11 protein-coding genes are annotated in these 25,189 nt (G+C 63.0%); 7 read left to right on the top strand and 4 right to left on the bottom strand.

What is annotated here, in order from left to right; genetic code table 11:
* Positions 1–131: 131 nt before the first annotated feature.
* Complete coding sequence (locus HCF10_RS02185; protein ID WP_145335163.1) at positions 132–659, bottom strand: hypothetical protein; 528 nt, start codon at positions 657–659, stop codon at positions 132–134.
* A 320-nt stretch (positions 660–979) separates the two neighbouring features.
* Here HCF10_RS02185 and HCF10_RS02180 point away from each other — a divergent pair, with 320 nt between their 5' ends.
* The 6 genes from HCF10_RS02180 to HCF10_RS02155 all read left to right on the top strand — a co-directional run bounded on the left by HCF10_RS02180 (position 980) and on the right by HCF10_RS02155 (position 14,810).
* On the top strand, positions 980–2,611 hold the full coding sequence (locus HCF10_RS02180) for a glucan biosynthesis protein (RefSeq protein WP_167654800.1): 1,632 nt from the start codon (positions 980–982) through the stop codon (positions 2,609–2,611).
* Positions 2,608–4,872 carry a glycoside hydrolase family 3 N-terminal domain-containing protein gene (locus HCF10_RS02175; RefSeq protein ID WP_337782108.1) on the top strand — a complete coding sequence of 755 codons (2,265 nt, stop codon included), beginning with the start codon at positions 2,608–2,610 and terminating at the stop codon, positions 4,870–4,872. The genes HCF10_RS02180 and HCF10_RS02175 overlap by 4 nt, the downstream gene beginning before the upstream one ends.
* An 81-nt stretch (positions 4,873–4,953) precedes the next feature.
* Positions 4,954–6,573 (top strand): FMN-binding glutamate synthase family protein, encoded by a 1,620-nt coding sequence (locus HCF10_RS02170; protein WP_167654799.1) that lies wholly within the window; start codon positions 4,954–4,956, stop codon positions 6,571–6,573.
* 12 nt (positions 6,574–6,585) lie between these two features.
* Positions 6,586–6,870, top strand: a complete 285-nt coding sequence (locus tag HCF10_RS02165) for a putative quinol monooxygenase (RefSeq protein ID WP_131697407.1) — start codon at positions 6,586–6,588, stop codon at positions 6,868–6,870.
* Positions 6,871–7,118: 248 nt separating this feature from the next.
* A complete protein-coding gene (locus HCF10_RS02160; protein WP_167654798.1) occupies positions 7,119–8,252 on the top strand; it encodes an OpgC family protein in 1,134 nt (377 codons plus the stop codon).
* 66 nt (positions 8,253–8,318) lie between these two features.
* The gene (locus HCF10_RS02155; RefSeq protein WP_167654797.1) at positions 8,319–14,810 is read left to right on the top strand and encodes an NEL-type E3 ubiquitin ligase domain-containing protein; all 6,492 of its coding nucleotides are present in this window, start codon (positions 8,319–8,321) and stop codon (positions 14,808–14,810) included.
* A gap of 50 nt (positions 14,811–14,860) precedes the next feature.
* On the opposite strand, the gene HCF10_RS02150 is transcribed toward HCF10_RS02155, so the two are convergent.
* Both HCF10_RS02150 and HCF10_RS02145 read right to left on the bottom strand, forming a co-directional pair.
* Positions 14,861–16,279 (bottom strand): amino acid permease, encoded by a 1,419-nt coding sequence (locus HCF10_RS02150; protein ID WP_167654796.1) that lies wholly within the window; start codon positions 16,277–16,279, stop codon positions 14,861–14,863.
* Positions 16,280–16,537: 258 nt separating this feature from the next.
* Entirely contained in the window at positions 16,538–21,157 is a 4,620-nt protein-coding gene (locus tag HCF10_RS02145; protein ID WP_167654795.1) for an apolipoprotein A1/A4/E family protein, read from the bottom strand.
* 192 nt (positions 21,158–21,349) lie between these two features.
* On the opposite strand from HCF10_RS02145, the gene HCF10_RS02140 reads away from it, so the two are divergent.
* Positions 21,350–24,493 (top strand): transglycosylase domain-containing protein, encoded by a 3,144-nt coding sequence (locus HCF10_RS02140; protein ID WP_167654794.1) that lies wholly within the window; start codon positions 21,350–21,352, stop codon positions 24,491–24,493.
* Here HCF10_RS02140 and HCF10_RS02135 read toward each other — a convergent pair.
* Entirely contained in the window at positions 24,436–25,176 is a 741-nt protein-coding gene (locus HCF10_RS02135; RefSeq protein ID WP_131697413.1) for a molecular chaperone, read from the bottom strand. The genes HCF10_RS02140 and HCF10_RS02135 overlap by 58 nt on opposite strands.
* Positions 25,177–25,189: the final 13 nt, after the last annotated feature.

The raw sequence follows: 25,189 nt of genomic DNA, 5'->3' as shown, positions 1-25,189 counted from the left end.
GCCGCTTGACGCTCAGCGGCCCCGCCAGTAAGGACATCGCTCGAATGCGGGGGATCAAATCCCAGTCGGCGCTGTTTTCAGTGCTCCTGCAAGCCCGGCAGCGCAAACGAACGTGCCCCCCAGCGCCTGGGTCAGCCCAACATCGACTTGACCGACTTGGGCGTGGACTCGTTATGGGCGACCGCTTGCCCGTATCCGTTTATAACCGACAACCAATCGCCCCTCGTGGCCCCCGCAATCGCTGTGGCCAAACCCGTCTTCAGGGTTTTATCAAGGCCGCTTTTCAGCCCTTCCATCATCCCGTCTACGCTGCCATCTGACTTTTCCACCCCATGAAGCATGTTGCTCAAGCCGGGAATAAACCAGGTGTGCCGAGCAATGTCGCCACTCGCCTTTTGTATCCCGCTGCGCTCTGCGGCTTCGGGCGTCTGCGCCGATGGAGCCCGGTGAGTAGAACCCAATGACGGTGCCAGTTGCCGATCGAGCCTGGCCTTGACCAACGCGTTGTCATTGGACATGGCGGGTGCAGATTCGCGGCGTGTCGACGTATAGAGCGGCGTGCTGTCTGACGCAGAATGAGGCGCGGTAGAAGGCACCTGCGGCGGCTGGGCAAAGCGTGCCAGGAGGTCCAAAGAGGTCAGGGCAGTATTGATATTCATGGTCGGCTCACTTTGGGAAAGGTGGAGGAACTCTTGTTTAAGTGGCCAGGGACGACCTATGAGTTCCGCGCGCCAAGGCCTCTGAAATGGGCACCTGCGTGGCCAAGCCTTGGCCGCGATTTCGCAGCAGACGCAGCATGAACGATCGACCTTTAAAAAAACCTGCTCAGAGCGTTGATCTGCCTGCCCTCGCAACCTGTTATTTCTGACAGTAGACAGACCCTTTTCCCGACTCGACACTCCACACAAGCAACACGGTTGCATGCCGGTGGCGTGCTGAACGTGAGGCCCGGCCCCTCATCGTCGAAGGAAAGGACACCATGTCTACGCGCCGCGAGTTCCTCACATTCGCTTCACTGGGCGCCTTGCTCACGCCACTGGGCAGGGGCGCCCTGGCGACCGATACAACCGACCAGCCCAGCGCGTTTTCCTTCGAAGACTTGATCGAACAGGCACAAGCCGATGCCTTGAAACCCTACACCTACCCCAGCACCGCATCGGCCACGCTGCTGGCGAGACTCGACTACACCGCCCACGGCCAGATCCGCTTCAAACCCGAGCGCGCCCTGTTCGCCAAAGGCCCCGGCAAGTTCCCCGTGACCTTCTTTCACTTGGGGTCGTTTTTTCGCACCCCCGTGAGGATGTATGTCCTGGACAACGGCATAGCCCGCGAGATCGTCTACGACCCGGCGCACTTCGATATGCCAGGCGACAGCCCGGCCCATGCCTTGCCCCGTAACAGTGGGTTCGCCGGTTTCCGTATCCAGGAAAGCCGCCTGGGCGACCAGGCCAGGCTGGCGTGGCAACAGAACGACTGGGTGGCCTTTCTTGGCGCATCGTACTTCCGGGCCATCGGCGAGTTGTACCAGTACGGTCTATCGGCACGGGCGATTGCCCTGGACGTGGCACAAGCCGGCAAGGCCGAAGAATTTCCCGACTTCACCCACATCTGGTTCGAGCCGCCAAAGCACCCACACGCAAACGCCATGACCCTCTATGCGCGGCTCGACGGTCCCAGTATCTGCGGCGCCTACCGTTTCGAGATCCACCGCACACAGGGCGTGGTCATGGACATCGACTGCACGTTTTTCCTGCGCAAGAACGTCAGCCGGCTGGGCATTGCGCCGCTGACCTCGATGTTCTGGTTCAGTGAAACCGCCAAGCGCACCGCCGCCGACTGGCGCCCCGAGGTCCACGACAGTGACGGCCTGGCGCTGTGGACCGGCAGCGGAGAACGTATCTGGCGCCCCCTGAACAACCCGCCACGCACCCTGGTTTCGGCGTTCAGCGATCGTCAACCGAAGGGCTTCGGCCTGCTACAACGCGACCGCAATTTTGACCACTACCTCGATGGTGTGAATTACCAGCGGCGTCCCAGCCTGTGGGTCGAGCCGTTGGGCGATTGGGGCGAAGGCAGCGTGCAACTGATGGAAAACGGCACCGACGACGAGATCCACGACAACATCGTCGCAATGTGGGTGCCCTCGGCGCCAGCCGAAGCGGGCAACCGCTATGCGCTGCGTTATCGCCTGCACTGGCTGGCCCGGGAGCCCTACGTTTCGCCACTGGCAGTGTGCGTGGCCACACGCCTGGGCAAAGGCGGCCAACCGGGCCAGCCGCGCGCTGTGGGTGTGCGTAAATTCGTGGTCGAACTCCAAGGCGCACCCTTGGAAAAACTCGCGCCGGGGGTCAAGCCCGAGGCCGTGATCAGTTGCTCCAGAGGCGAGCTCAGCCAGGTTTTTACCGAAGCGGTGCCGGACGACGTCGCCGGCCATTGGCGAGCACAGTTCGATTTGAGCGTCGACGGCAAGGACCCGGTGGAACTGCGCCTTTTCCTGCGCCTTGACGGCCAGCCGCTGTCAGAGACCTGGCTGTATCAGTACCATCCCTTCAATTCGGAATCGACGGCAATTGGTACCCCTTCAACGGCTGACACCGGCAATCGCCCGTGAGGCTCTATAGCAAATTGGCACTGTGCTACCTGGCGTTCAGTCTCAGCGGCAGCGCTCTCCACGCCGGCGAGCAAGACCCCGTCGAGCGCTTGTTGCAGCAGATGACACTCGAAGAAAAAGTTGGCCAACTCAACCAACTCGGCGTCCAGGACACGCCTACCGGCCCCGTCATTGACCAGGGCGAACTGACGCAACTGCCCATGCACACCGTTGGTTCGGTCCTCGGCGTCTACGGTTTCGAGCGGACTCGCCGGTTGCAGGAACAGGTCGTCACGCGTTCGCGCCTGCATATACCGCTGTTGTTTGCGTTCGATGTGATTCACGGTTTTCGTACCGTATTTCCCGTTCCGCTGGCAGAAGCCGCGGCCTGGGACCCCGACCTGGCACAACGGACCGCTCGCGCGGCGGCCGTTGAAGCGACGGCCAGCGGCGTGCATTGGGCCTTCGCCCCGATGGTCGACATTGCCCGCGACCCGCGCTGGGGTCGCGTGGTGGAAGGTACCGGCGAAGATCCGTTCCTGGGCGCGGCGCTGGCCAGCGCTAAAGTGCTGGGGTTCCATGGTCCCGGGCCTCCAGCCCCCTCATTTATGCTGGCGACCGCGAAACACTTCGTGACCTACGGCGCGGCGGAAGGCGGGCGCGACTACAACGTCGCTGACGTGTCGGAACGCACGTTGCGGGAAGTGTATTTGCCGCCTTTCCAGGCGGCTATAGCAGCTGGCGTCGATGGGATCATGCCCGCATTCAACGAGCTGGCCGGGACACCCCTGCACAGCAACAGCGCCTTGTTGACCGGTGTGCTGCGCAATCAGTGGCGGTTCCGTGGCCTCATTGTCAGTGACTTCAACGCCCTCTGGGAGCTGAGCCAGCACGGCATCGCCGGCGCTCCGGCCGACCGGGCAAGGCTGGCGTTCAACGCCGGCGTGGACATCGACATGGCCAGCCAGACTTACCGCCAATACCTGCCCTCGCTGGTGCGCAATGGCCAGGTTCCCCTGGCCGCCGTGGACGATGCGGTGCGCCGCGTACTCCAGGCCAAGCAGCGCCTGGGACTGCTTGAAGATCCCTACCGCTACAGCGACGAGGCACGGCAACGGGCCAATGTGCTGACACCGCAGCACCGGGCACTGGCGCGCGAGGCCGCGCAGAAGTCCATCGTACTGTTGAAAAATACCGACGCCCTGCTGCCGCTGTCCAAGCACCTGCGTAACGTGCTGGTGGTCGGCAGCCTGGCCACGGATGCCGAGGCCACGATCGGCCCATGGGCCTTGGCGGGTCATCCCGAAGATTCGATCACGGTCTTGCAGGGCATACGCCGCGCCGTCGCGCCTGACACTGAGGTGGTTTACCTGCCCGGCGCTTCGCCCATCAGCAACGAGACTCAGGACCTCAACGAAGTCCAGCAGGCCGCCCGCGTTGCCGAGGTGGTGGTCGCCGTACTCGGCGAGCACGCAGATCTGAGCGGCGAAGCCCGCAGTCGCGCGAATCTGGGCTTGCCGGGTGGCCAGGAGGCGCTGTTGCGTACCCTGCTGGACAGCGGCAAACCCGTGGTCATCCTACTGATGAATGGCCGCCCGTTGGTGCTCTCGCAGACCGTGCGCCAGGCGCCGGCGCTGCTGGAAACCTGGTTCCTGGGCAGTGAGATGGGCAATGCCGTGGCCGATATCCTGTTCGGTGACGTCAACCCCAGCGGCAAACTGCCGATCACGTTCCCGCGCAGCGTGGGGCAGATCCCCCTCTACTACGCGCACAAGCGCACCGGTCGTCCGCCCAGCGGCGATGAGAGGTATGTCTCCGGCTACATCGATGAGCACTGGGCGCCGCTGTACCCCTTCGGCTTCGGCCTCAGCTACACCTCGTTCAGCTACTCCCCGCCGCGGCTCAGCGCACAGCGGCTGGCGTCCACCCAAGCGTTGGCCGTATCGGTCACCGTCACCAATACCGGAGCGCGCTCAGGCGAAGAAATCGTGCAGTTGTACCTGCGCGATGATGTCGCCAGCGTGACCCGCCCGGTTCGCCAATTACGCGGCTTTCGCAAAGTGCACTTGGCGCCCGGCGAGGCTCGGGACCTGACCTTTACCCTTGATCAAGAGGACTTCGCCCTGCTGGACCGCGATTTTTCGCCGGTGGTTGAGGCCGGCACGTTCACCGTCTTCGTCGGGGCAGATTCGACCACCGAAAACCAGGCCCGGTTTGAACTGACCGATAGCCGCGCATTGTCTATTTCGGGCCAGTCTGTCCCATCACGGGGATCAAACTGAGCACACCTGCAGGTTGTCTGGCGTTTCGTTACTGGCGCAGAATGCCGGATCGACCTGAGAGTCCGAACCCAAGGAAACCGTATGAGCCTGTCCTTGCTAAGCCGTTACGCCTTCTTTGCCGTGTGCGTCATTTTCACCCTCGCCAGCCTCCCCTTTATCCAACACGAATGGCTGTGGCCCATCACCCTGGTCACCGGTGTGTTGAGCCTGATCGGTATTTTCGACCTGTTGCAAAGCCCCCACGCGGTGCGCCGCAACTACCCGATCCTGGGCAATATCCGTTACCTGGTAGAAGCCATCCGCCCGGAAATCCGCCAGTACCTGCTGGAGTCCGACAGCGACGCCCTGCCCTTCTCGCGCTCGCAACGCTCGCTGGTGTATTCGCGCGCCAAGAACGAAACGGCCGACAAACCCTTCGGCACCCTAATCGATGTGTACCAGCTGGGTTTTGAATTTATTGGCCACTCCATGCGCCCCGCGCCGCTGAGCGACCCCAGCGCCTTTCGCGTGATGGTCGGCGGTCCGCAATGCACGCAGCCGTATTCGGCGTCGGTGTTCAATATCTCGGCGATGAGCTTTGGCTCGTTGAGCGCCAACGCGATTCGCGCGCTCAACCAAGGCGCCAAGCTCGGCAATTTCGCCCATGACACCGGCGAAGGCAGCATCAGCCCCTATCACCGCGAAAACGGCGGCGACCTGACCTGGGAATTGGGCAGCGGCTACTTCGGCTGCCGCACCAGCGACGGCCGCTTCGACCCGGAGCGCTTTGCGGTGCAGGCGCAAAACCCGCAGGTGCGCATGATCGAAATCAAGATGAGCCAGGGCGCAAAACCCGGCCACGGCGGTATCCTGCCCAAGCACAAGGTGACTAAAGAGATTGCCGAAACGCGCGGCATCATGATGGGCGAAGACTGCATCTCGCCGTCGCGTCACAGCGCCTTCTCTACCCCTGTCGAGTTGATGCAGTTCATCGCGCAACTGCGCGAACTGTCCGGCGGCAAGCCGGTGGGCTTCAAGTTCTGCCTGGGCCACCCGTGGGAGTTCATGGGCATTGCCAAGGCCATGCTCGAAACCGGCATCCTCCCGGACTTTATCGTGGTGGACGGCAAGGAAGGCGGTACTGGCGCGGCGCCCGTGGAGTTCACCGACCATATCGGCGTGCCGCTGCGCGAAGGCCTGTTGTTCGTGCACAACACCCTGGTGGGCCTGAACCTGCGCGACAAGATCAAGCTCGGTGCCAGCGGCAAGATCGTCAGCGCCTTCGACATCGCCAGCGTGCTGGCCATCGGCGCCGACTGGGCCAACTCGGCGCGTGGCTTCATGTTCGCCATCGGCTGCATTCAGTCCCAAAGCTGTCACACCAACAAATGCCCGACCGGCGTCGCCACCCAGGACCCATTGCGCCAACGCGCCCTGGTGGTACCGGACAAGGCCCAGCGCGTGTTCAACTTCCACCGCAACACCCTCAAGGCCCTGGCCGAGATGCTCGCGGCGGCAGGTTTGGACCATCCGTCGCAGCTGTCGGCCAAACACTTGGTACGGCGCATGTCGGCGACCGAGATCAAGCTGTTCTCGCAGTTGCATGTGTTCCTCAAGCCTGGCGAATTGCTCACCGGCGAGGTCACTGGCGAGTTTTATTCACGCATGTGGCAAATGGCGCGGGCGGACAGTTTTGAGCCCCATGAAGTCGACGCTGCTTAAAGGACCCAGATCGTGTTGAAAGTCATCGCCGAAGATTTCATCAAACCCGAATACCTCGACACCGTGCGCCCCTGGTACGCCGAACTGGTGGAAAAAACCCGCCAGGAACCGCTGTGCATTTCGTACGATCTGTTTGTCGATCAGAAAGACCCAGGGCACTTCATTTTCATCGAGCAATGGCCCGACCAGGCCGCGCTCGACACCCATTGCCGGACCGAACACTTCACCCGGCTGGTGCCGCAGATCAACGAGCACCAAGCCAAGCCGTGCACAGTACTGTTGATGAATGCGTTCTAGCCCACCCTTTCCCCGCTGAACCGGACCACCGACGGCATCGTTGAAGCAAGGAGATTCACATGCCGTTACTGGACTTCGCTGCAATCGCCGGGCTACTGGTGATCATTGATGCCTAGAGACATTCAGTAATACCCAACCTTTGCAATTACTTACAAATAACGCCAACCTGCGCCCGCCCGACGTGCGGCGTACGACGACGCGCGCGTTCGCCTGTCATTACTAAACCTTTTGTTCAAGAGCCCGCTGCCATGCTGAACGGACGCGACCCACGCATCGATTTTTTTCGGGGCCTGGCGTTGATCTTCATTTTCTGGGATCACGTCCCCCACAATCCTCTCGGCCAGATCACCCTGCGAAATTTCGGCTTCAGCGATGCGGCGGAGGTCTTTGTATTCCTCGCGGGTTACGCCGCCGTCCTGGCCTACGGCAAGATCCTGCAACGTGACGGCTACTGGATTGCCGCACTGAAAATCCTGCGCCGCGCCTGGGTGTTGTACGTGGTGCATATCTTCCTGCTGGCGATGCTGATGGGCATCGTGTTCTTCGCCAACAGCCATGTGGAAACCCGCGACCTGGTCGAGGAGATGGGCCTGACGCACTTCGTCACCCACCCGCAACAGGCCCTGACCGATGAGTTGCTGCTGCGCTTCAAACCCAACCTGATGGACCCGCTGCCGCTGTACATCGTGCTGCTTGCCGGATTGCCGCTGGTGTTGCCGCTGCTGTTGCGCAAGACCTGGCTGGTGGTGGCCGCGTCGGCGACCGTGTACCTGCTGGCGCCCTGGATGGGCTGGAACCTGCGCGCGATTGCCGACGGTGTGTGGTACTTCAACCCGGTGACGTGGCAGTTCCTGTTTATCCTCGGTGGCGCGGCGGCGCTGCATGCCAGCCAAGCGCGCCCGCCGGAACAGCGCCCGCTCAAGCGCCAGCCGTTGTTCCTGGCGGCGGCGGTGTACACCGTGGTGGCGTGTGTGCTGACGCTGTCGTGGCGCTGGCCCGAGGTGCATGACGCGGTGATGCCGTCCTGGCTCAGCGACCTGATCTACCCCATCAGCAAGACCAACCTTTCGCCGCTACGCCTGCTGCACTTCCTGGCCCTGGCCTATGTCACCGCCAAACTGTTGCCGGGTCGCGGCTGGACGCAAAACTGGCTGGCCGAGCAAAGCTGCCGCATGGGCCGCTACTCCCTGGAGGTATTCTGCCTCGGCGTGCTGCTGGCGCCGCTGGCAGACATGCTCAACGCCCAGGCCGAGGATGCCTGGCCTATGCAGATTTTCAGCGCACTGCTGGGGCTGGCGCTGATGGCCGGGCTGGCGGCGTGGCTGGAGTTCAACAAGCGTCTGGACCAGACGCTGCGCGGCGATGCACCGGCCTTTAAATAGATAGCCCCGGCGCCGGCATGCGCGATGGTTCCATCTGCCTTCCACTTATCGTGAAAGGTAGAGCGCATGCCGACTCATCAATTACTCAACGGCCTGTCCGGCAATCTGCAATCAAGTACCGCCTGGTCCCAGCAACAGGCACTGGCACTGATCCAGCGTAATGTCCTGCAAGCCCTGGAGGGCCTGGACGCCGAGGAAAAACCACGTTTCCTGCGCTTGCAACGCAACGCCCTGGCGGCCCTGGCCGCGGTTGAGGCCGAAAAGGAGCGGGTGGTACGCAGCTTCAAGACAGATGGCCTGGCGCAGTTGCGTAACCGAATCGGTGGGCGCGATCCGGAGCACTATCGCTTCGAGACCACCTACCTGGAAAAGGTCGAGCAACCCTTGCCCTGGGACCGGCAGCCGGGCAGCCACGTCCGCGTGCCCCGTCGCTCCGATAGGGATCTGCGCGACATCGAACACGTCAAGAGCCTGTCGTTATGGGAAGCCGCCTGCCTGAATTTTGGTTTCACCACTTCGATCCGCCAGGACTCCGGCTACAGCCTGGTGGACGCCAGCCGCGTCGTGGGCGAAGACGGTGATCTGAGCCTCACGGCGCAGGCATTCATCGCCATTGCCCGCGAGCTGGACCTGGGCCACCAACTGCAAGTGAAAATCCAGGCCACCCTCGGTGAGAAAGGCACGCTGCGCCGGCTGATGGGCGAGGCGGTACTGGCGCTGTTGCAATTCGATGTGCTCGACGCCTGGCGCAACCGCGCCCGCAACGGCCTGACCCGCGAGGTGTATGACCGCCTTACGGCATCGCTCGAAGGCAGTGGGCCGCAACTGCCGGTCGACAGCCTGAGCCTGACGTCCGGCGTCACGCCCATCATCGCCGTGCCTTTCGTCCCCTGGGAAAGCGCGATTCCCGTACCGCTGCTGCTGATCAGGGTGGCCAGCCTCGGCGTGCTGTCCTATTTTCCGTTCCGCCCCGGCGGGGCGTTGCGCCACCACAGCGACGCGCGCGCGGCAGAGGCGGATTTTCGCCAGCAGTTGCTGGACAGTCACCAGCAAGGCGACCTGGGTTGGTTTTCCCAGCAACTGCCGTTGGTGGGGCTGTCGGTGTTCCAGTCGTTGCTGACCCAGGCGCCACGCCCCGAGGGCATGAGCTGGCTGGCCGGGCGGCTTTACGATGGCTTTCACACGGCGTTCCCGGAGCGGACGCTCAACGATATGCGCTTCTCCACCGACCCGCATACCGGCCCCGCCGTCACCCTGGTGCAAGCCCTGACTTACCGCCAGATCCAACGCTGCCAGGCCGATCTGGACACCCTGGCCAACAGCCGTTCCGAAGCCGATTGGCAAGCGGTCAAGGACGCCACCGCCGCCATTGCCGCCGAAGTCCTGCAACTGCTGCTCACACCCCTGCCCGGCGGGGTCACGGGCATGAACCGGGTCATGCAACTGGCAGTACTGGGCAGCATGACCTACAGCGTCAGCGCAGGCCTGGATGAAGCGGTCAAGGGCGATGCCAGCAGCTTCGCCTCGACCCTGAGCGATGTCGCCGACCTGGCCATCAGCGGGCGCTTGATCAGCGTTGCCGGCAGCGCCCATCGCCAGCGCATGCGCGAACACCTGCACCGGCTGGGCAACCCGCGCAAAGTCACGCGCCCCGACGGTGTGGATGAACTGTGGAAACCCGACGCCCGCCCCTATGCCCACAGCCAGCAATACCTGCTCGAGGGTAAACGCGCCGACGCCCTGTGCGTGTTCACCGTACAAGACCGGCAATACGTCAAGCTACACCATGACAACCAGACCCTGGTGGCAGAGGTCGTCCACGACCAGGTCTCGCAGCGCTACAGCCTCAAGCGCAGCAGCAGCAGCGGGTACAAGCCGCCGATTATCTTCAACCCGGCGCTGCAAGCCTGGACCTTCGACCTGCACAACACCCAAGCCCTGTCGGATACCCAATTGCTGCAGCAGATGCTGCCCAACGATGCATCGGTTATCGCCCAGGCCGATCTGGAACGCACACTGCGCAGCACGGCCACCTCCCGCGATACCCTGGAGCATGTGTGGCGCGGCGAACCGGCACCGTTGAACCTGATCGAAGGCGTGCGACGCCTGCAGGCCGACCAGGTGATCGAACACATCATCAATCGCTTTCATGAAGCCGGCTACCTGCCTCCCTATGGCGAAAGCGTGGTGTTATGCCTGCTGACCCAGCTCCCCGATTGGCCCAGCGCCGCCCTGCTGAGCATCAAGGACCCGCAACGCAGGGTGATCGCAACCTTCGGCAAGACCGAGCAGCCGATGCCCGGCTCGACGACGATCACGATCATCCGCAGCGCTAACGGCAGCTACCAGGCCGAAGGCGATCACGGCCAGCCGCCCTATCGGGCCGACCCCCTGTTGAGCCTGGTCATCAGCCTGCAACCGGGCACCTCACCACTGGGCTTCACGGATCAACCCGACGCCACGCCTGAACAGCGGATCATGGCGGTACGGCGCGACGTCGCCGCCCTCGCGCGTCGCGAACGCCTGGCATTGTTCGCCGCCGTGGTGAATTACGCCGGTTATGAAAAACATGAGGCATTGCCACCCACCAATGTGCGCCGCTTCCTGCCACTCAAGGCTTCAGCGCCGGCGGTCGCCGTCACTCCACTGCTGAAAAAATTGCGCGACCTCAATAACCCACTGTCACCGGCCATGCTGGAGCGTCTATTGGCCCAGCATCCGCTGACCCCGCGCCAACAGCAGGCCTACTTACGAGAAGGAGGACTGCCGACGGTCTTTGCCGAACTGCTGGATAACCATCGCACCGCGCTGCGTATCGACGCCGCGATCGACGCGCTGTATCACCCGCGCCAGTTCAACAACGATGCCGATCAATGGGCCAGGGAGTTTGCCTCGGCGTTGATACGCCGAAGTCTCAAGCGCAATTTCGTCATCACCGAAGTGGTTGCCGGCCGTATCGCCAAGCCGTATGCCAGCAGCGGTCCTGACGACCTCACTGTAGAGCTGCGTCACTACGGCGAGGGCGTCTATGAAGCCTACGATATGCACAATGCCGGCACGATTGCGGTATCGCCGGCGGTGGACAGTTTCTACCTGGCCATCAGCTCGGTGCTGCAACCCCATGAGCGGCAACAATTGGGCATGCGCAGAGCCTCCGACGCCATGGGCCTGCGGGTCACCTTGGGCGACTACATGAGCAACCAGCGCGGCCCGGAGGGTTTTGTGAGGCTGGCCGACGGGTCGCTGGCGCAGTACGAGCATACGCTGTCACTGCCGACCCACCTGCGGCCGGATGCCCTGGGCATTTTCGCGCTTGGGGGCGAGCACTATCTGCCCCTGTTCGGTTCCTGGTACCGGATTGTCCATGACACGCGGACCTTCAAGTGGCGGCTCAAGCACCCGCAAAAGATCGGCGTCGACACGCCAACCCTGGAGCACAATGGCGACGGCGCCTGGCGCCTGTCCAGCGAGAATCCCATGGGGTGGGACGACCACAGCCTGCTCTACCGTCTTGGGGGCGACCACTACGCATTCCCTCGGGATACCGCCCGCACCCTTCTCGCCCTGACCGACACCCCGGCCCACGTACTGCGCCAGGCACACCGCAGCGGCCGGGCGGCGCCGCCGCTGCTGGCCGATACCTGCAAACGCCTGCGTATCGACCAGGAAATCAACCGATTCATCGAGGCAATGTATGAGTTTCCCGGCTCCCCTTCCGCGCGCCCGGACCTGCAATTGCTGGTGATCTCCAGCCTGCCCGGCTGGCCCGACAGCCACGTGCTGCAGATTGTCGACAGCAATGATCGTGTCACCCACCAATACCCTGAGCATCGGCGGCCCAACGACCAGGTCGTGAAGGTCACCGATGCGCAGTTCAAAAGCGCCAGGCTGCTGGACGCCATCGTCCCCCACGACGATGTGGTCCAGGGCCTGCTGGGTCGGCTACCGAAGACCCCGGAACAGCGCCGGGTCGAGCTGATTACGCAAATCGTCGAGTACACCGACCGGGAGCGGGCGCAAATCCTCAAGTCCCTTTACCGACGCAGCGAGTCCGAAGGCACCGAGCAAGAGCGCCGCTTCAAGACCCGGCATCCAGACCTGCCGACCCGCACGGTCAAGGCCATTCTTGGCCACGCCTCGCCACGCGAGCTGAAGCAGTTGCACGAGAAAAACCAGTTGAGCCTGCGCCTTTCGGAACAGGCGCGCCTGAGTAGCCACGAGTTGCGCTTGAATCGCGCCTTCGAAGGCTTATATGCAGACGCCTGCGCCAATGCCGACAGCGACAGGATCACCTTGTACCTGCTGCGTTCCCTGCCGGGTTGGCCACGGAGCCTGCGCATCGATATCCGTGAACGGGACAACGAGGGGCGCCTGCTGGAAACGGCGGGTTACCTGGTGGGTTCATCACGCAAGACCGTGGCCCGAACCACCCACGGCTATCAAGCCTATGACCAACAGGGCCGAGCCTTGGGCCAGCCTTCGATCAGACTGCTGCGGGTCATTCTCAGCACCTTGACTGCCGCCGAGCAGGCCGTCCTTGAAGTGGACACCGAAGCCGGTATCGCCGACCTGCGCAACCAGCTTGCCGAACTGGCCTTCGCCCGTCGCGTGGACATCAAGGGCCTGCTGGACATCCCGCACTTGCAGCCCTGGATGCAACCGGCCATGGGGCTGGACCGTTCGTTTCTGGTGTATCCGCTATGGCGCCAGATCCAGTCTTTTTTCGGCCCCCGACCGCCGAGTCTGGTGGCCAAGGCCCAGGAGCTTTACCCCAGCTTCAACAACGACGACGCACGGCGCTTCTTGCGGTCGTTGAACATGACGGACCCGGAAATACTGATCGAGCTGGAGCGCCGCCAGGCCGAGTACCAGGCCATGGATGTGGAGCTTTCCCGCTGGAGTGAAACCTTGCTGCCGGCTGACAACGCACTCAACGACCCCTTGGGCATGAACCGTGGCCGGCGACGCCATATCGCCTACCAACTGCGGGGCGCATGGCGGCGCGAAAACGCGACGTTCTATATCGCCGGCCTGTTCAACGTGCCGTCACTGGAGTTGCAACTGGACGATGAAGGTCTGCCGCCGGGGTCTTTCCTGACGGGTACCAGCGGCTTCAGCCACATTGAATACCTGCGAATTTCCGGCAACACGTTCCCTGCCACGGGGGCGGAATTTCTCAGTAAGTTCGCCCAGCTCAAGGCATTGCGCGTCGACTGTCGCCTCACGGACTTGCCCAGCGCGATCACGGATATGACCACCCTCACCCACCTTGACCTGAGTGACAACGACCTGCGTTTGACCGAAGAGGCCGTGCAGCGCCTGGCAAACATGGTCAACTTGCAAAAACTCGACCTGAACGACAACCCGGACCTGACCCTCACACCGGATGTCAGCCGGATGCTGCAGATGAATACACTGCGCCTGGCCAACACCGGCATCACGCAATGGCCCATCGGGGCCAGCGCGCTTCCGGTGCTTACAGAGCTGCACCTGCAGGCAAACGGGATCACTACCGTTCCCGAAGAAGTCTTCACCAACCCCTGGCTGCAAACCGCCAATCGCAACACCCTGCTGCACGAAAACCCGCTGTCGGTGGAGACCCTGGAGAGCATCGACGCCTACCGGATTGCCACGGGTATCCGACTGGGTGGCCAACTGCGTACACCGGCCCATGCCCCGGCGGCGCCGAACGACCTCGATACCTGGCTGACCGGCGTGGCGGCGCAGGACGTGGCCGCCCGCCAACAACTGTGGGAGCAGTTGAAGGCGAATGAAACGGCAAGTGCCGATGATGTGTTCCGGGTACTGCGTGACCTGAAGAGGACCCACGCCTACCGCAGCCCCGCGTCAAGAACACGGCTGACCGAGCGGGTCTGGAGCCTGCTGATCGCCATGGGCGAATCGACGCAACTGCGCAACACGATCTGCCTCAATACCTATGGTTCAGGCAATTGCGGCGACAGCGTGCTGCTGGCCTTTACCAACATGGAGCTGCATCACCGTATCCACCAGGCCAAGCTGCAACCCAGGAGCTACCTGGCCGACCGGGCCTTGCTGGAACTGGCCAAGAGTTGCTTCTACCTCAATCAGCTCGATCACTTTGCCGACCAGTTCGTGCTTGCGCGCGAGCGTGCCGACCTGGACGTCGATCACGCCGAGGTGACCATCTACCTGCGCAGTAAACTGGCGCGGGAATTCAACCTGCCGTTTTATCCACTGGAGCTGCTGTACAGCGTGGATGACTATGTGACGCCGGCAGTGATCGACGACGCGCGCCGAACCCTGCGCAGGCTCGGCCAGTCACCGGCGTTGCAGGAGGCGATCGTGGCCACCGAGTTCTGGATCGAGTACCTGGCCAGCAGTGAGCCGGAGGCGTTTTTCACCGTCAAGGACACCATCACCTACAAAGTCAGCGTGTTGGATCAGGCGTTTTCGGACAGGCGTTCGGATGAATACCTGGAGCGTCGCCAGCAACTGGCCGACGAGGAAGCCAACGAACACAACCGCCTGGTGCGGCAGTTGACCGAAGGCACGCAACGCACGTTGCAGCGGGTCTGAGACAGTGCGGGCCGACCTGTCGCGAAACAGGCCGGCCCGCGCTCAAGGGATCACACCGACGGCTGTGAACCCTGGGCGACCTGGGTCGGCTGCAGCTTGAACACGTAGAACAACACGGTCAGCAGCACCAGGAAGGCCGGTCCCACATAGAGCGCCACGCGGGTATCCGGGAAGTACGCCATCAGGCCCACCACCAGCACCAGGAACGCCAGGGCCAGGTACGAACTGACCGGGTACAGCCACATGCGGTACTTGAGGGCTTTCTGTTCGGCCGGGCTCAGGCTGCTGCGGAACTTGAGCTGCGCCAGCAGGATCATGACCCACGTCCAGATCGCACCGAAGGTGGCGATGGATGTGACCCAGACGAAGACTTTCTCCGGCACCAGGTAGTTGAGCAACACGCCCAGCAGCAAGGCAAAAATCGACAACAGCAGTGCCTTGCGCGGTACCCCGTTGCTCGAGGTGGTACCGAACGCGGCCGGTGCCTGGCCGTTCTGCGCCAGGCTGTAGAGCATGCGCCCGGTGCTGAAGATGCCGCCGTTGCATGACGACAACGCTGCGGTGATCACCACGAAGTTGATGATGCCGGCGGCGGTCTTGATGCCCAGGCGCTCGAAAGTCATCACGAACGGGCTGCCCTGGGTGCCGATTTCATTCCATGGGTAGATCGACAGGATCACGAACAACGCGCCCACGTAGAACAGCAGAATGCGCCAGAACACCGAACCGATGGCGCGGGGAATGGTCTTCTGCGGGTTCTTCGCTTCCCCGGCGGTGAGGCCGATCATCTCTACGCCCAGGTAGGCGAACATCACCATTTGCAGGGACATCAACACGCCCTGGACGCCATTGGGCATAAAGCCGCCGTGGGTCCACAGGTTGGAAATGCCGAGTGCCACGCCGTCGTTGCCAAAGCCGAACGCGATGATGCCGACGCCGCCGATCACCATCGCAATGATGGTGACGATCTTGATCAACGCGAACCAGAATTCGAATTCACCGAAGGCCTTCACTGCGATCAGGTTGATGGTACCCATGCTGATCAGGGCTGCCAGGGCCCAGATCCAGCGCGGTGTGTCGGGGAACCACACGCCCATGTAAACGGCCACGGCGGTAATCTCCGCCACGCAGGTCACCAGCCACAGGAACCAATAGTTCCAGCCGGTCAGGAAGCCCGCCAACGGGCCGAGGTAATCCTGCGCGTAGCGACTGAATGAGCCGGCGACCGGGTTGTGCACGGCCATTTCGCCGAGGGCGCGCATGATCACCAGGATGGCCAGGCCGCCGATGATGTAGGAGAGCATGATGGCCGGGCCGGCCATTTCGATGGCCTTGGCCGAGCCAAGGAACAGGCCGACACCGATACAGGCGCCGAGCGCCATCAGGCGGATATGCCGTTCGCCCAGTTCGCGTTTGAGCGGGCCGCCCGAAGCGGTCTCGCCATGGGGCAGGTGGTTGCCGACTGGCATAGGGATACAACCTCGTCTTGTTATTGGATATGAGCCTCCGAGTCCGGCACGCCACGGCGGGTGCGCCATGGGGTGCCGTCTCCGCTTGACCTTTTGGGTCAAACGGTCTGGCCGGGCCAGATCAGGGGGGTGCAGTATAAAAAGCTCAACCCAGTGATTTTCACTCTATAAACGGCAATATTCAGCGAGAATTCCCGGAAAACTCCGATTGCGCGGTTGGAGTATCGCACGGCAATGGTGCGTCATTTCAAGCCGCGCCTATTCGTCACGCCTCCACTGCGGTGCGTCGAAGAACAACTTGCGCGCCATGCGCAGGTTGATTTCGCCACGATGGATCTCCAGGGCCTGCGAGGCCCGCCCGCCCTGCCCGGCCTGGATGCTGGCAAACGCCTGGGCCTGCGCCTGGGCCTGGGTTTGTTTGCCCATGCGGTGTTGCTCCGGGGTCTTGAGGTGCGCCGCAGTGAAATGGTCGTCCGGCCCCGCCTGGCGTTCATAGTGGAAATGCGCGTACCACAGGGGCTGGCGCGTGTGTACATCCACCACCCCATAAGCCTGCAACCAATCATTGGGGCGTGCGGCGAGAGCGACACGCCCGCCCTGCCGGAAAATATTCGCCTCATGATGGCTGACCAGCACGTCCACCCCGGACTGAGTGGGCAGGCGCGCTTTGATCGCATTCAATCGAGCCTGCAGGCCCTGCTCGGATAAACGACTGGCAGCAGCCCGCAGTGCGTCGGCTTCGGTCCTGGCCCGCGCCCGCTGGGTGGCAGCCAGGCGCGCCGGCTCGCTGTGCTGAAGGTGGCGCTGGATGGCCTCGGCACACTGGCGCAACTTTTCGGCGCGCTGCTCCAGGATGTCCTGCAGCGACTGCGGTTCGTTGGCCCTGCGCGCCATTTTCAGGACTTCGCCAATGGCTTGCTCCACCGCAGCCCGCAAGGCCTGGCCCTGCTCAATCAAGCGACTGAGACTGGGCATTGAACCTGCACGCCGGGGAGCCGCTTTCTCGACCGGTTCCCAGATCCCATCGGCGGCCGGGGTGAACGAGGCAATCACGCTGTTCTGGGCATCCAACACCTCTGCCACCTGCGTCGGCTGTTCGCCAGTCGTCATCTTGAGTTGAGCGACATACAAACCCTGATTGCGTGTGCGAATGATATTTTTGCGCGGTGCACGAGGTGCCGGCACCGGGCGTGGCGCAGGGTTCGCGGGCATCAGGGCCGCAGACAGCTCGCGTTCGACCTCAGCGTGCAGTTGGGTGAACAGCTGCTGCAACTTATCCAGGTAATCGAGATGGAATTTATCCGGCTCCATGGCCCGCCAGAATTCGATGCGGTCATCGGTCTGGGCGTAGACACGGTTGAAGCTCTCCAGCAACTCGATGCGTAACTCCGTGCTATGGGGCGCCAATTCGTCCAGTTGCGCCTGGGACCCACTGGCCCAACGCGCGCGCTGAATGGTGTCGTCCAGGCTTTGGAAAAAATCTTCATCCAGCCTCGGCCCTTCGGTCTTCAGCGCCACCGCCCACAGGGCCGTCACCTGCAACGACTGCAGTTCCAGCACCGTCGGCCCAACCAACTCGTTCTGCCGCAAAGCTTGGGCCCTGTCCCGCCCGAACTTGGGAACCGCTTCCAGCTCTTGCAGCAAGTTGAGTTCCTGAGTACGCCAGCGGATCGCATTTTCGTTGCTGTCAGCCAACTGCCGCAGCCCTTCCATCAACACCTGGTGAGCCTGTTGATTGACGTCCCAGGTGGCCTCGTCCTCACTCAGCGATTGCACCCGGTCCAGCACCGGTACCAATCGGGCATTGATGGCGACGGTCGTTGCCCGGGCGTGCATCAGCAGTTGCCGCAGGCTGAGGATCAGCCCCTCGAGCGACGTCGACAGTTCACGTTCATAACCCGCTCGGGGCTTGAGCAGTTGCAGCGCCTTGAGGCATCGCAGTTCCAGCAACGAAGCCTCCAGCTTGCTTTGCAACTCCTGGGTATAACGACTGCTCGCCGTGGCGCGCTGCTGGTCGGTGACGCTGGCGGCATCACTGGTCTTAAGGGTGTAGGCCACGACCATGGCCCGATTCGCAGTTTCCCGACGCTGGCCGTATTGACGATAGTCCCGCTCCAATTGCTCGTGACGCGACTCAGTGTCCGCCCCTGCCACCGGTGTATCGGGCTGCCCGCCGATCAAGCGCAGACGCAGGCTCAAATCCACGTCCCAATAGACATTGTCCACCAACTTGAGCCAAGGCCCGGACACACGACCATCGGCACTGATGATCCGCACACTGTTGTCCGTGACCCTGGCCCGGTACAAATGACCGCGTACCAGCACCTGCCACTGCGGCGGTTGCGTGGAGGGGTTGAATAACATCCCATTGAGCCGCCCGCCCACCTGCGCGCCGGGCAAACGTACCGGCCAAGGCAGGGCAAAGGCCTTGAGACTCAGCTGCTCAAGGCGGGCTTTCAAATCCGCTGTCAGGGTGTCGCGGGCATTGCTCCAGCCACCGGGGGCGCGTAGTTGCACGTCGAGTGGGCCACGCACCAGGGTTGCCGGCGCGAGCCTCGGGGGGATCGGCTCGAACGCCGGGTGTTGCAGGTCCAGGGTCGACGGCCACTCGTGGGGCGAAGCCCGGTGCGCGAGTATCAGCACCAGGTTGCTCAACAGGTCCATCACACCCGATGCCTGTAAGGCCGGCTGGTTGCCGCTGATGGCCTGCACGTCCTGCTGAACACTGTCCATCACCTGAACCATCCATCCCACCAACGCCACCGGTCCCCTGAGGAACGGCAACAGGCTGTTGAACAGCAACCAGCCGCCTTCCTTCAACGTCGCCCAGCGCTGCTCGGCGTTGGACACCGATTGGCGTTGGGCCAGACTGACCAGCGCCTGGACCGTGGAAGCAAATACCTGAGGCAGCGGGTCAGCGGCCAGCGGTTGCTTGCTCAAGCGCGCCGGCGCCGGGCGCTCGGGCACGCTGAACTCATCGCCGGCCAGGAAGCGCCGCACATGCGGTTCCTCGAAACCGCCGTTGGCATACACCGCCTGGCGTGTCGCGGGGAGCCAGGCCAGTACCGTGTCCTGCAGTTCGCCGGGAGCCTTGATCGCATCGAACAAGGCTTGAGCCGTTGCGAATTCACGCAGGCAGGGACTGAACAAGGGCTGGTAGAGCAGATGCGGCCCCTCCTCGGACTGCCGGGGGCCAATCACATACAGATTGACCACCGCATCCGGCGATGAGGTCGGCGTGGCCTCGAATGCCAACGGCCAAAACGCCGCCTCCGGCTGCTGCATCACGGCCGCCTGCACCAGGCGATAACCGGCCTCGGTCAAGCCGTGCTCGCCCTTGATCTTCATCTGCAACGCCAGCAGCGGCAGTTGTGCACGGACCTGCCGGGTGAACAACCCTTCACGGCGCTGCCGCTCAGCCGCATCGTCCACCAGCGTTTGCTGGAGCAGCGCCGGGTAGGTTTGCCCGATATCCACCTCGGTCACACACCCCTTGAGCAACGTTGCCGTCAGCCAGTCGGGGGCGGGGCTGCCGTTGAGGTGGATCGACGACGGCAAATGGGGAAAACCACCCAGGTTCGCCAAGGCCAGGTCCGTAAGGCTCAGGCTCACCGGGTGCACCTCGCCCGTGGCAAACCCGCCCGGCGTCATCGCCGCCGTTACGATGTGGTAAGTCAGTTCGATGTCTTCCGGCTCGATGCCGTCGGCCCGGCGATCCTTGCGCAGGCATTGCTTCAGAGCCTGTGCGGCAAAGGTACGCAGCGGCGCGATGCCGTCAACAAAGCTACGCCCGTCGGCTGCGGCCTGCGCCACGACCAGTGCCTGAAGCGCACGGGCGTACGCCAGGCTGTCTGCCGCCGACGCATGGATCAGCCACAGCGGCAGTTGGTCCTGCAAGCGCAGTTGAAACGGGGTCAGGACTGACTCAAACCAGCGCGAAGGATCAGTCACATAGTCGAGCATGTGCTGAAACTGCGCGGGCGTTCGGGGCACCGTGAGGTCGATGGCCAATACATCCGCCCGCTGGCGCTCGGCATAACTGGCGGCCAGCGCATCGAACGGATCCCCCCAGGGCACCTGGACAAACCACTCGAGCGTCGGGCCGGCCAGGCGCTGGCTGAGGTAGTCGGGAATCAATGGCTCGATGTCCTCCAGGCGGGCGAGCGGGTGAAGGCCGGTCGCCGGGCTGAACAGCAGCAAGGCAGGCAGCTCGGCACCGGGCAACCGATGGGCGAGGATCAGCAGCGGCAGCATTTCCGAGGTCTGTGAACCTTGCGGCCTGACATGTACGGTCTGGACCTGCAACGTTGCGCCGTGCAGGCTCCATTCGCGATCCGGGCGACTGGCGCGTAACGCCGTGCGGGGGAATAACCGGGCAAATTGCTGCTCATCCATCCCCGGCGGTTTCTGGCTGTCATACAACAAGGCCAGGCAGTCATCGGACAGGTAGGCCCATCGCGTGGTGTTCACCGGCACCGTTGCCCGCCACCATGCTTCCAGCCGCTCCAGCCAGGCCTGCAACAGGTTCGGCCCGAGCTGGTTGACCACCTGCTCAATAGCAGCCAAGGGCGGGCCACCGGGCACATGGATTTCTCGTTGACGCAGGCATACTTGATGGTAGTCCTCGATATACCGCATCGGCCGGGCACTGGTCAGGCGCACCATCACCTCATCGGCAAGCAGGCTGTAGTGGTACTGGTCGGCCTGCATCGGGGTGCCGATGGCCACCCGTTCGGCCAGCAGGTTGAAGGCTGGGAAACGTCGATCGAGTGTGGCCTGCACCTGCGTGATCGCCACCTCCCGCAGGGTGGGGACGTTGGAAAACAGTGTGAGAATTTGCTCGATATGGTTACGACGCAATGAAGGTGTTTCAGGCATGGGCTGGACTTCCTTGTACGGACGCTGGAATCGGTCCGATAAGCCCTGAACGGTAGGGGCAGTCCCGCGCCCATTTGTGGTAACCGGGTATGCACCCGCCCGCCCTCACTGCAGACAATTTCCTCGACAGCGCCAATCAGCGTCTAAGCTTCAGTCAAGTCCGATCAATCTGCAGGGATGGATCAATCGACTATGGGCGCTTTATGGCAAACCGATTCAACCGAGGCTGCGGCTCCCACCGACAGCATGGACGAACAGCCATTGCCACGACGCCCCCGCAAACCGTTGTACAGGTGGCGAATGGTATGGCTGCTGCTGGTGATCGGCCTGATCGCTGCGGGCTTTGCCGCCCAGCGCGAAATGCGCACGTCGCACTGGCAGGCCCGGGAACTGAGCCGCCTGGCCGCGACCTTGACCTACACCCTGGAACCCGGCCCCAGCGATGCGCTGGTTTATCCCGGTGCCGGGCCGTTCGACAAACGCCTGGGTTACAGTGACCTCGATGAGTTCCTGCCGCGCCTGCTCAAGCGCAACTACCTGATCCAGAGCCAAGTGCGCTTCTCCGCGCCCTTGATGACCTATGTCGAGCGCGGCCTGTTCGTGCCCTACACGGAGAAAATCCAGGCGGGCTTGTCGATCAGCGACTGCCGCGCCGAGCCGTTGTACCAGTTCATCTATCCACAGCAGTCCTACCAGCGTTTCGACGCGATCCCGCCCGTGGTGGTCAACAGCCTGCTGTTCATCGAAAACCGCGACCTGCTCGACCCGGCACACCCCCAGGCCAACCCGGCGGTGGACTGGCCGCGGTTCGCCAAGGCGGCGTGGTCGCAAGTGGCCAAGCTGTTGCATTTGCCCGGACAGACGGCCGGCGGCAGCACCCTGGCCACCCAGCTGGAAAAATACCGCCACTCCCCTGATGGGTTGACGCTGTCGGGCGGCGAGAAACTGCGCCAGATGTTTTCCGCCAGCGTGCGCGCCTATCAGGACGGCCCGCAGACCTTGCAGGCGCGCCAGAACATCGTGCGCGACTACCTCAACAGCGTGCCGTTGTCTGCGGTGCCCGGTCACGGCGAAGTGCATGGTATGGCCGACGGTCTGCGGGTGTGGTACGGCGCCGACTTCAACCGCACCAATGCGCTGCTCGCCGACAACAGCCCGCAGAACCTCGCGCAAAAGGGCCTGGCCCTGCGCGAAGTGTTGTCGTTGATGATCGCCCAGCGCCGGCCTTCCCATTACCTGTCCAAAGGCCACGCGGAGCTGGCGACCCTGACCGACAGCCATATCCGCCTGCTGGAACAAAACAGCGTCATCGCCCCTGCCCTGGCCAAGGCGGCCCTGGCCAGCAAGGTCAGTTACCGCGACTGGCAGCAGCAACCGACGATCCAACCGATTGAAACCAACAAAGGCATCAGCGTGGCCCGCAACCGTCTAGCCACCCTGCTCAACCGCCCGCTGTATGACCTTGATCGCCTGGACCTGAGCGCCACCAGCACCTTGCAAAATGACCTGCAAACCCAGACCACCGCCTACCTCAAGCACCTGGCCGATCCGGCCTTCGCCGGGCAACTCGGCCTGCTCGGCCCGCGCCTGCTGACACCCGCCAGCACGACTCAGGTGCGCTACAGCTTCACGCTATACGAGATGACGGGCGACGGCGCGCGGGTGCGGGTGCAGACCGACAACACCGACCAACCTTTCGATATCAACGAGAGCAGCAAGCTCGAACTGGGCTCCACCGCCAAGCTGCGGGTGCTCACCACCTACCTGCAAATCATCAGCGAGTTGCACCAGCGCTATGCCGGCCAGACGCCCGCCGCGTTGAAGAAAGTCGAGATTGACGAGCAGGACCGCTTGTCGCGCTGGGCCGTGGACTACCTGACGCAAACCCGCGACCAGAGCCTGTCGAAAATGCTCGACGCCGCGCTCGACCGGCAATATTCCGCCAGCCCCGGCGAAAGCTTTTTTACCGGTGGCGGCCTGCATCGCTTCCATAACTTTCGCAATGAAGACAACGGCCGCAACCCGACCTTGCGCGACGCCCTGCGCGAGTCGATCAACCTGCCGTTCATTCGCCTGATGCGCGACCTGGTGCGCTACAGCACCTATCACGGTGACAACAACAGTGCCGAGTTGCTCAAGGACGACAGCGACCCACGGCGCCAGGAATACCTGGCCCAGTTCGCCGACCGCGAAGGCACAACCTTCCTGCTGCGCTTTTGGAAAAAGTACCGCAACAAGGACACCCAGGCCCGGCTCGCGACCTTTCTGGACGGCCTGCACCCTACCGCCATCCGCCTGGCCGCCGTGCACCGCTACCTGTTGCCCCAGGCCAGCCAGGCGAGTTTCAACAGCTTCGTGCGCTCGCACCTGACCGGCACCAAAACCGCAGAAAAACTCACCGACGAGCGCCTGAGCAAGCTCTACAAAAACTACGGCCCCGGTGCCTACGACCTGCCGGACCAAGGTTATATCGCCAGGGTCCACCCCCTGGACCTGTGGTTGCTCGGTTACCTGCTGAACCACCCCGACGCCACCTTCACCCAAGCCGTCGCCGCCAGCGAGCACGAGCGCCAGGAGGTCTATGGCTGGCTGTTCAAGAGCCGTCATAAGAGCGCGCGCGACAGTCGCATCCGTACCATGCTGGAGATCGAGGCGTTCCTGGATATTCATCAACGCTGGCGGGCGGTCGGCTACCCGTTCGACCATTTGGTGCCTTCCCTGGCCACCGCCATCGGCAGCTCGGGAGACCGCCCGGCGGCGTTGGCGGAACTGGTGGGGACGATCCTTAACGACGGCATACGCGAGCCGACGCTGCGCATCGACAGCCTGCATTTTGCCGCAGACACCCCCTATGAAACCCACCTGGTCAACAACCCCGACAAAGGCAAGCGGGTGATGCCCAGCGAAGTCGCCACCGCCTTGCGCGGGGCGTTGTCCCAAGTGGTGGATGCGGGCACGGCGAAACGCGTGTCGGGCAGCTTCAAGCTGGGCGACGGCACACCGCTGGCCATGGGCGGCAAGACCGGCACCGGCGACAACCGCATCGAAGCGATTGGCGCCGGTGGGCGCGTGCTCAGCTCCAAGTCGATCAACCGCACGGCAACCTTTGTGTTCTACATCGGCGACCGGCATTTCGGCACCCTCACCGCCTTCGTCCCCGGCAGCGGCGCGCAGAACTTCACCTTTACCTCGGCACTGCCGGTGCAGGTGCTCAAGGGCATGGCGCCGGTGCTGATGCCGTATCTGCAACCGGGTGGCCATACCTTGTGCAGCGTGCCTCAGCCACTGATCTCGACGACTTTCTCGGTGCTGCCCTCTACCACGAAGAACCGATAGACCCGTCCGGCCTGCTTCTCAAAGCTGAACACCCGACCCGGGAAGATATGATTCTTGGTGATCGGCGCGCAGTCCGTGCGGTCGGCGACCGAACAGTCCTTGAACTCATCCACCACTACGACGGTGTTACCGGCATTGCGCAGGGTGTAGGTGCGCCCGCCGTTCTCGACGCGGGTATCAAAACGGCTGTGTTCGGGCCGCACAAAAAACACCGTGCCGTATCCGGACATCACCCGCACACCCGCCGCCAGGGATGCTTCATAGGCGGCGCGGTCTTCGTCATTGATGCCGAAGTCATCGTCCTTTTCCGGCGCCACCGGCAGGTAGCGCACCCGGAAGTAACGTTCCCGATCGCGCTCGCCCATGAACAGGAAGCGCGTGCTTTGCATCGCATTGGCCGGCACGATCAGGCGTGCCGGGCTGGCCATCAGGCCATCGCGCACGAGGCCGTCGGCCTGGCTTTTGAGGGGCACTTCGTCGTAGCTGCCATCGGGTTTGTAGAGCATCTCCGTGACTTTGATCTTGACGAACGCGGTGCTGGTGCCGCCGTTGAACACGCGCTTAAGGTAAGTGTTCTTGTCGCCATTCAAGTAGTCGTAAAAATCGCCGACGTTGATGGCCGGCCCGGCCTGGGCGTTGAAGGACCACAGGCACATGCCCAGTACTGCATAAACGTATTTCATAAGCACCTCGTTA

Origin of the sequence: Pseudomonas sp. B14(2022), assembly GCF_012030485.1 — a bacterium.
Lineage (GTDB): Bacteria > Pseudomonadota > Gammaproteobacteria > Pseudomonadales > Pseudomonadaceae > Aquipseudomonas.
Note: the sequence above shows the minus strand (reverse complement) of the source record. Positions and strands in the feature narration are given on the sequence as shown.

Excerpts from the sequence above, each read along its gene's own strand:
- HCF10_RS02185 (WP_145335163.1), bottom strand. The coding sequence starts at position 659 with ATGAATATCAATACTGCCCTGACCTCTTTGGACCTCCTGGCACGCTTT.
- HCF10_RS02180 (WP_167654800.1), top strand. The coding sequence starts at position 980 with ATGTCTACGCGCCGCGAGTTCCTCACATTCGCTTCACTGGGCGCCTTG.
- HCF10_RS02170 (WP_167654799.1), top strand. The coding sequence starts at position 4,954 with ATGAGCCTGTCCTTGCTAAGCCGTTACGCCTTCTTTGCCGTGTGCGTC.
- HCF10_RS02160 (WP_167654798.1), top strand. The coding sequence starts at position 7,119 with ATGCTGAACGGACGCGACCCACGCATCGATTTTTTTCGGGGCCTGGCG.
- HCF10_RS02155 (WP_167654797.1), top strand. The coding sequence starts at position 8,319 with ATGCCGACTCATCAATTACTCAACGGCCTGTCCGGCAATCTGCAATCA.
- HCF10_RS02150 (WP_167654796.1), bottom strand. The coding sequence starts at position 16,279 with ATGCCAGTCGGCAACCACCTGCCCCATGGCGAGACCGCTTCGGGCGGC.
- HCF10_RS02145 (WP_167654795.1), bottom strand. The coding sequence starts at position 21,157 with ATGCCTGAAACACCTTCATTGCGTCGTAACCATATCGAGCAAATTCTC.
- HCF10_RS02140 (WP_167654794.1), top strand. The coding sequence starts at position 21,350 with ATGGGCGCTTTATGGCAAACCGATTCAACCGAGGCTGCGGCTCCCACC.
- HCF10_RS02135 (WP_131697413.1), bottom strand. The coding sequence starts at position 25,176 with ATGAAATACGTTTATGCAGTACTGGGCATGTGCCTGTGGTCCTTCAAC.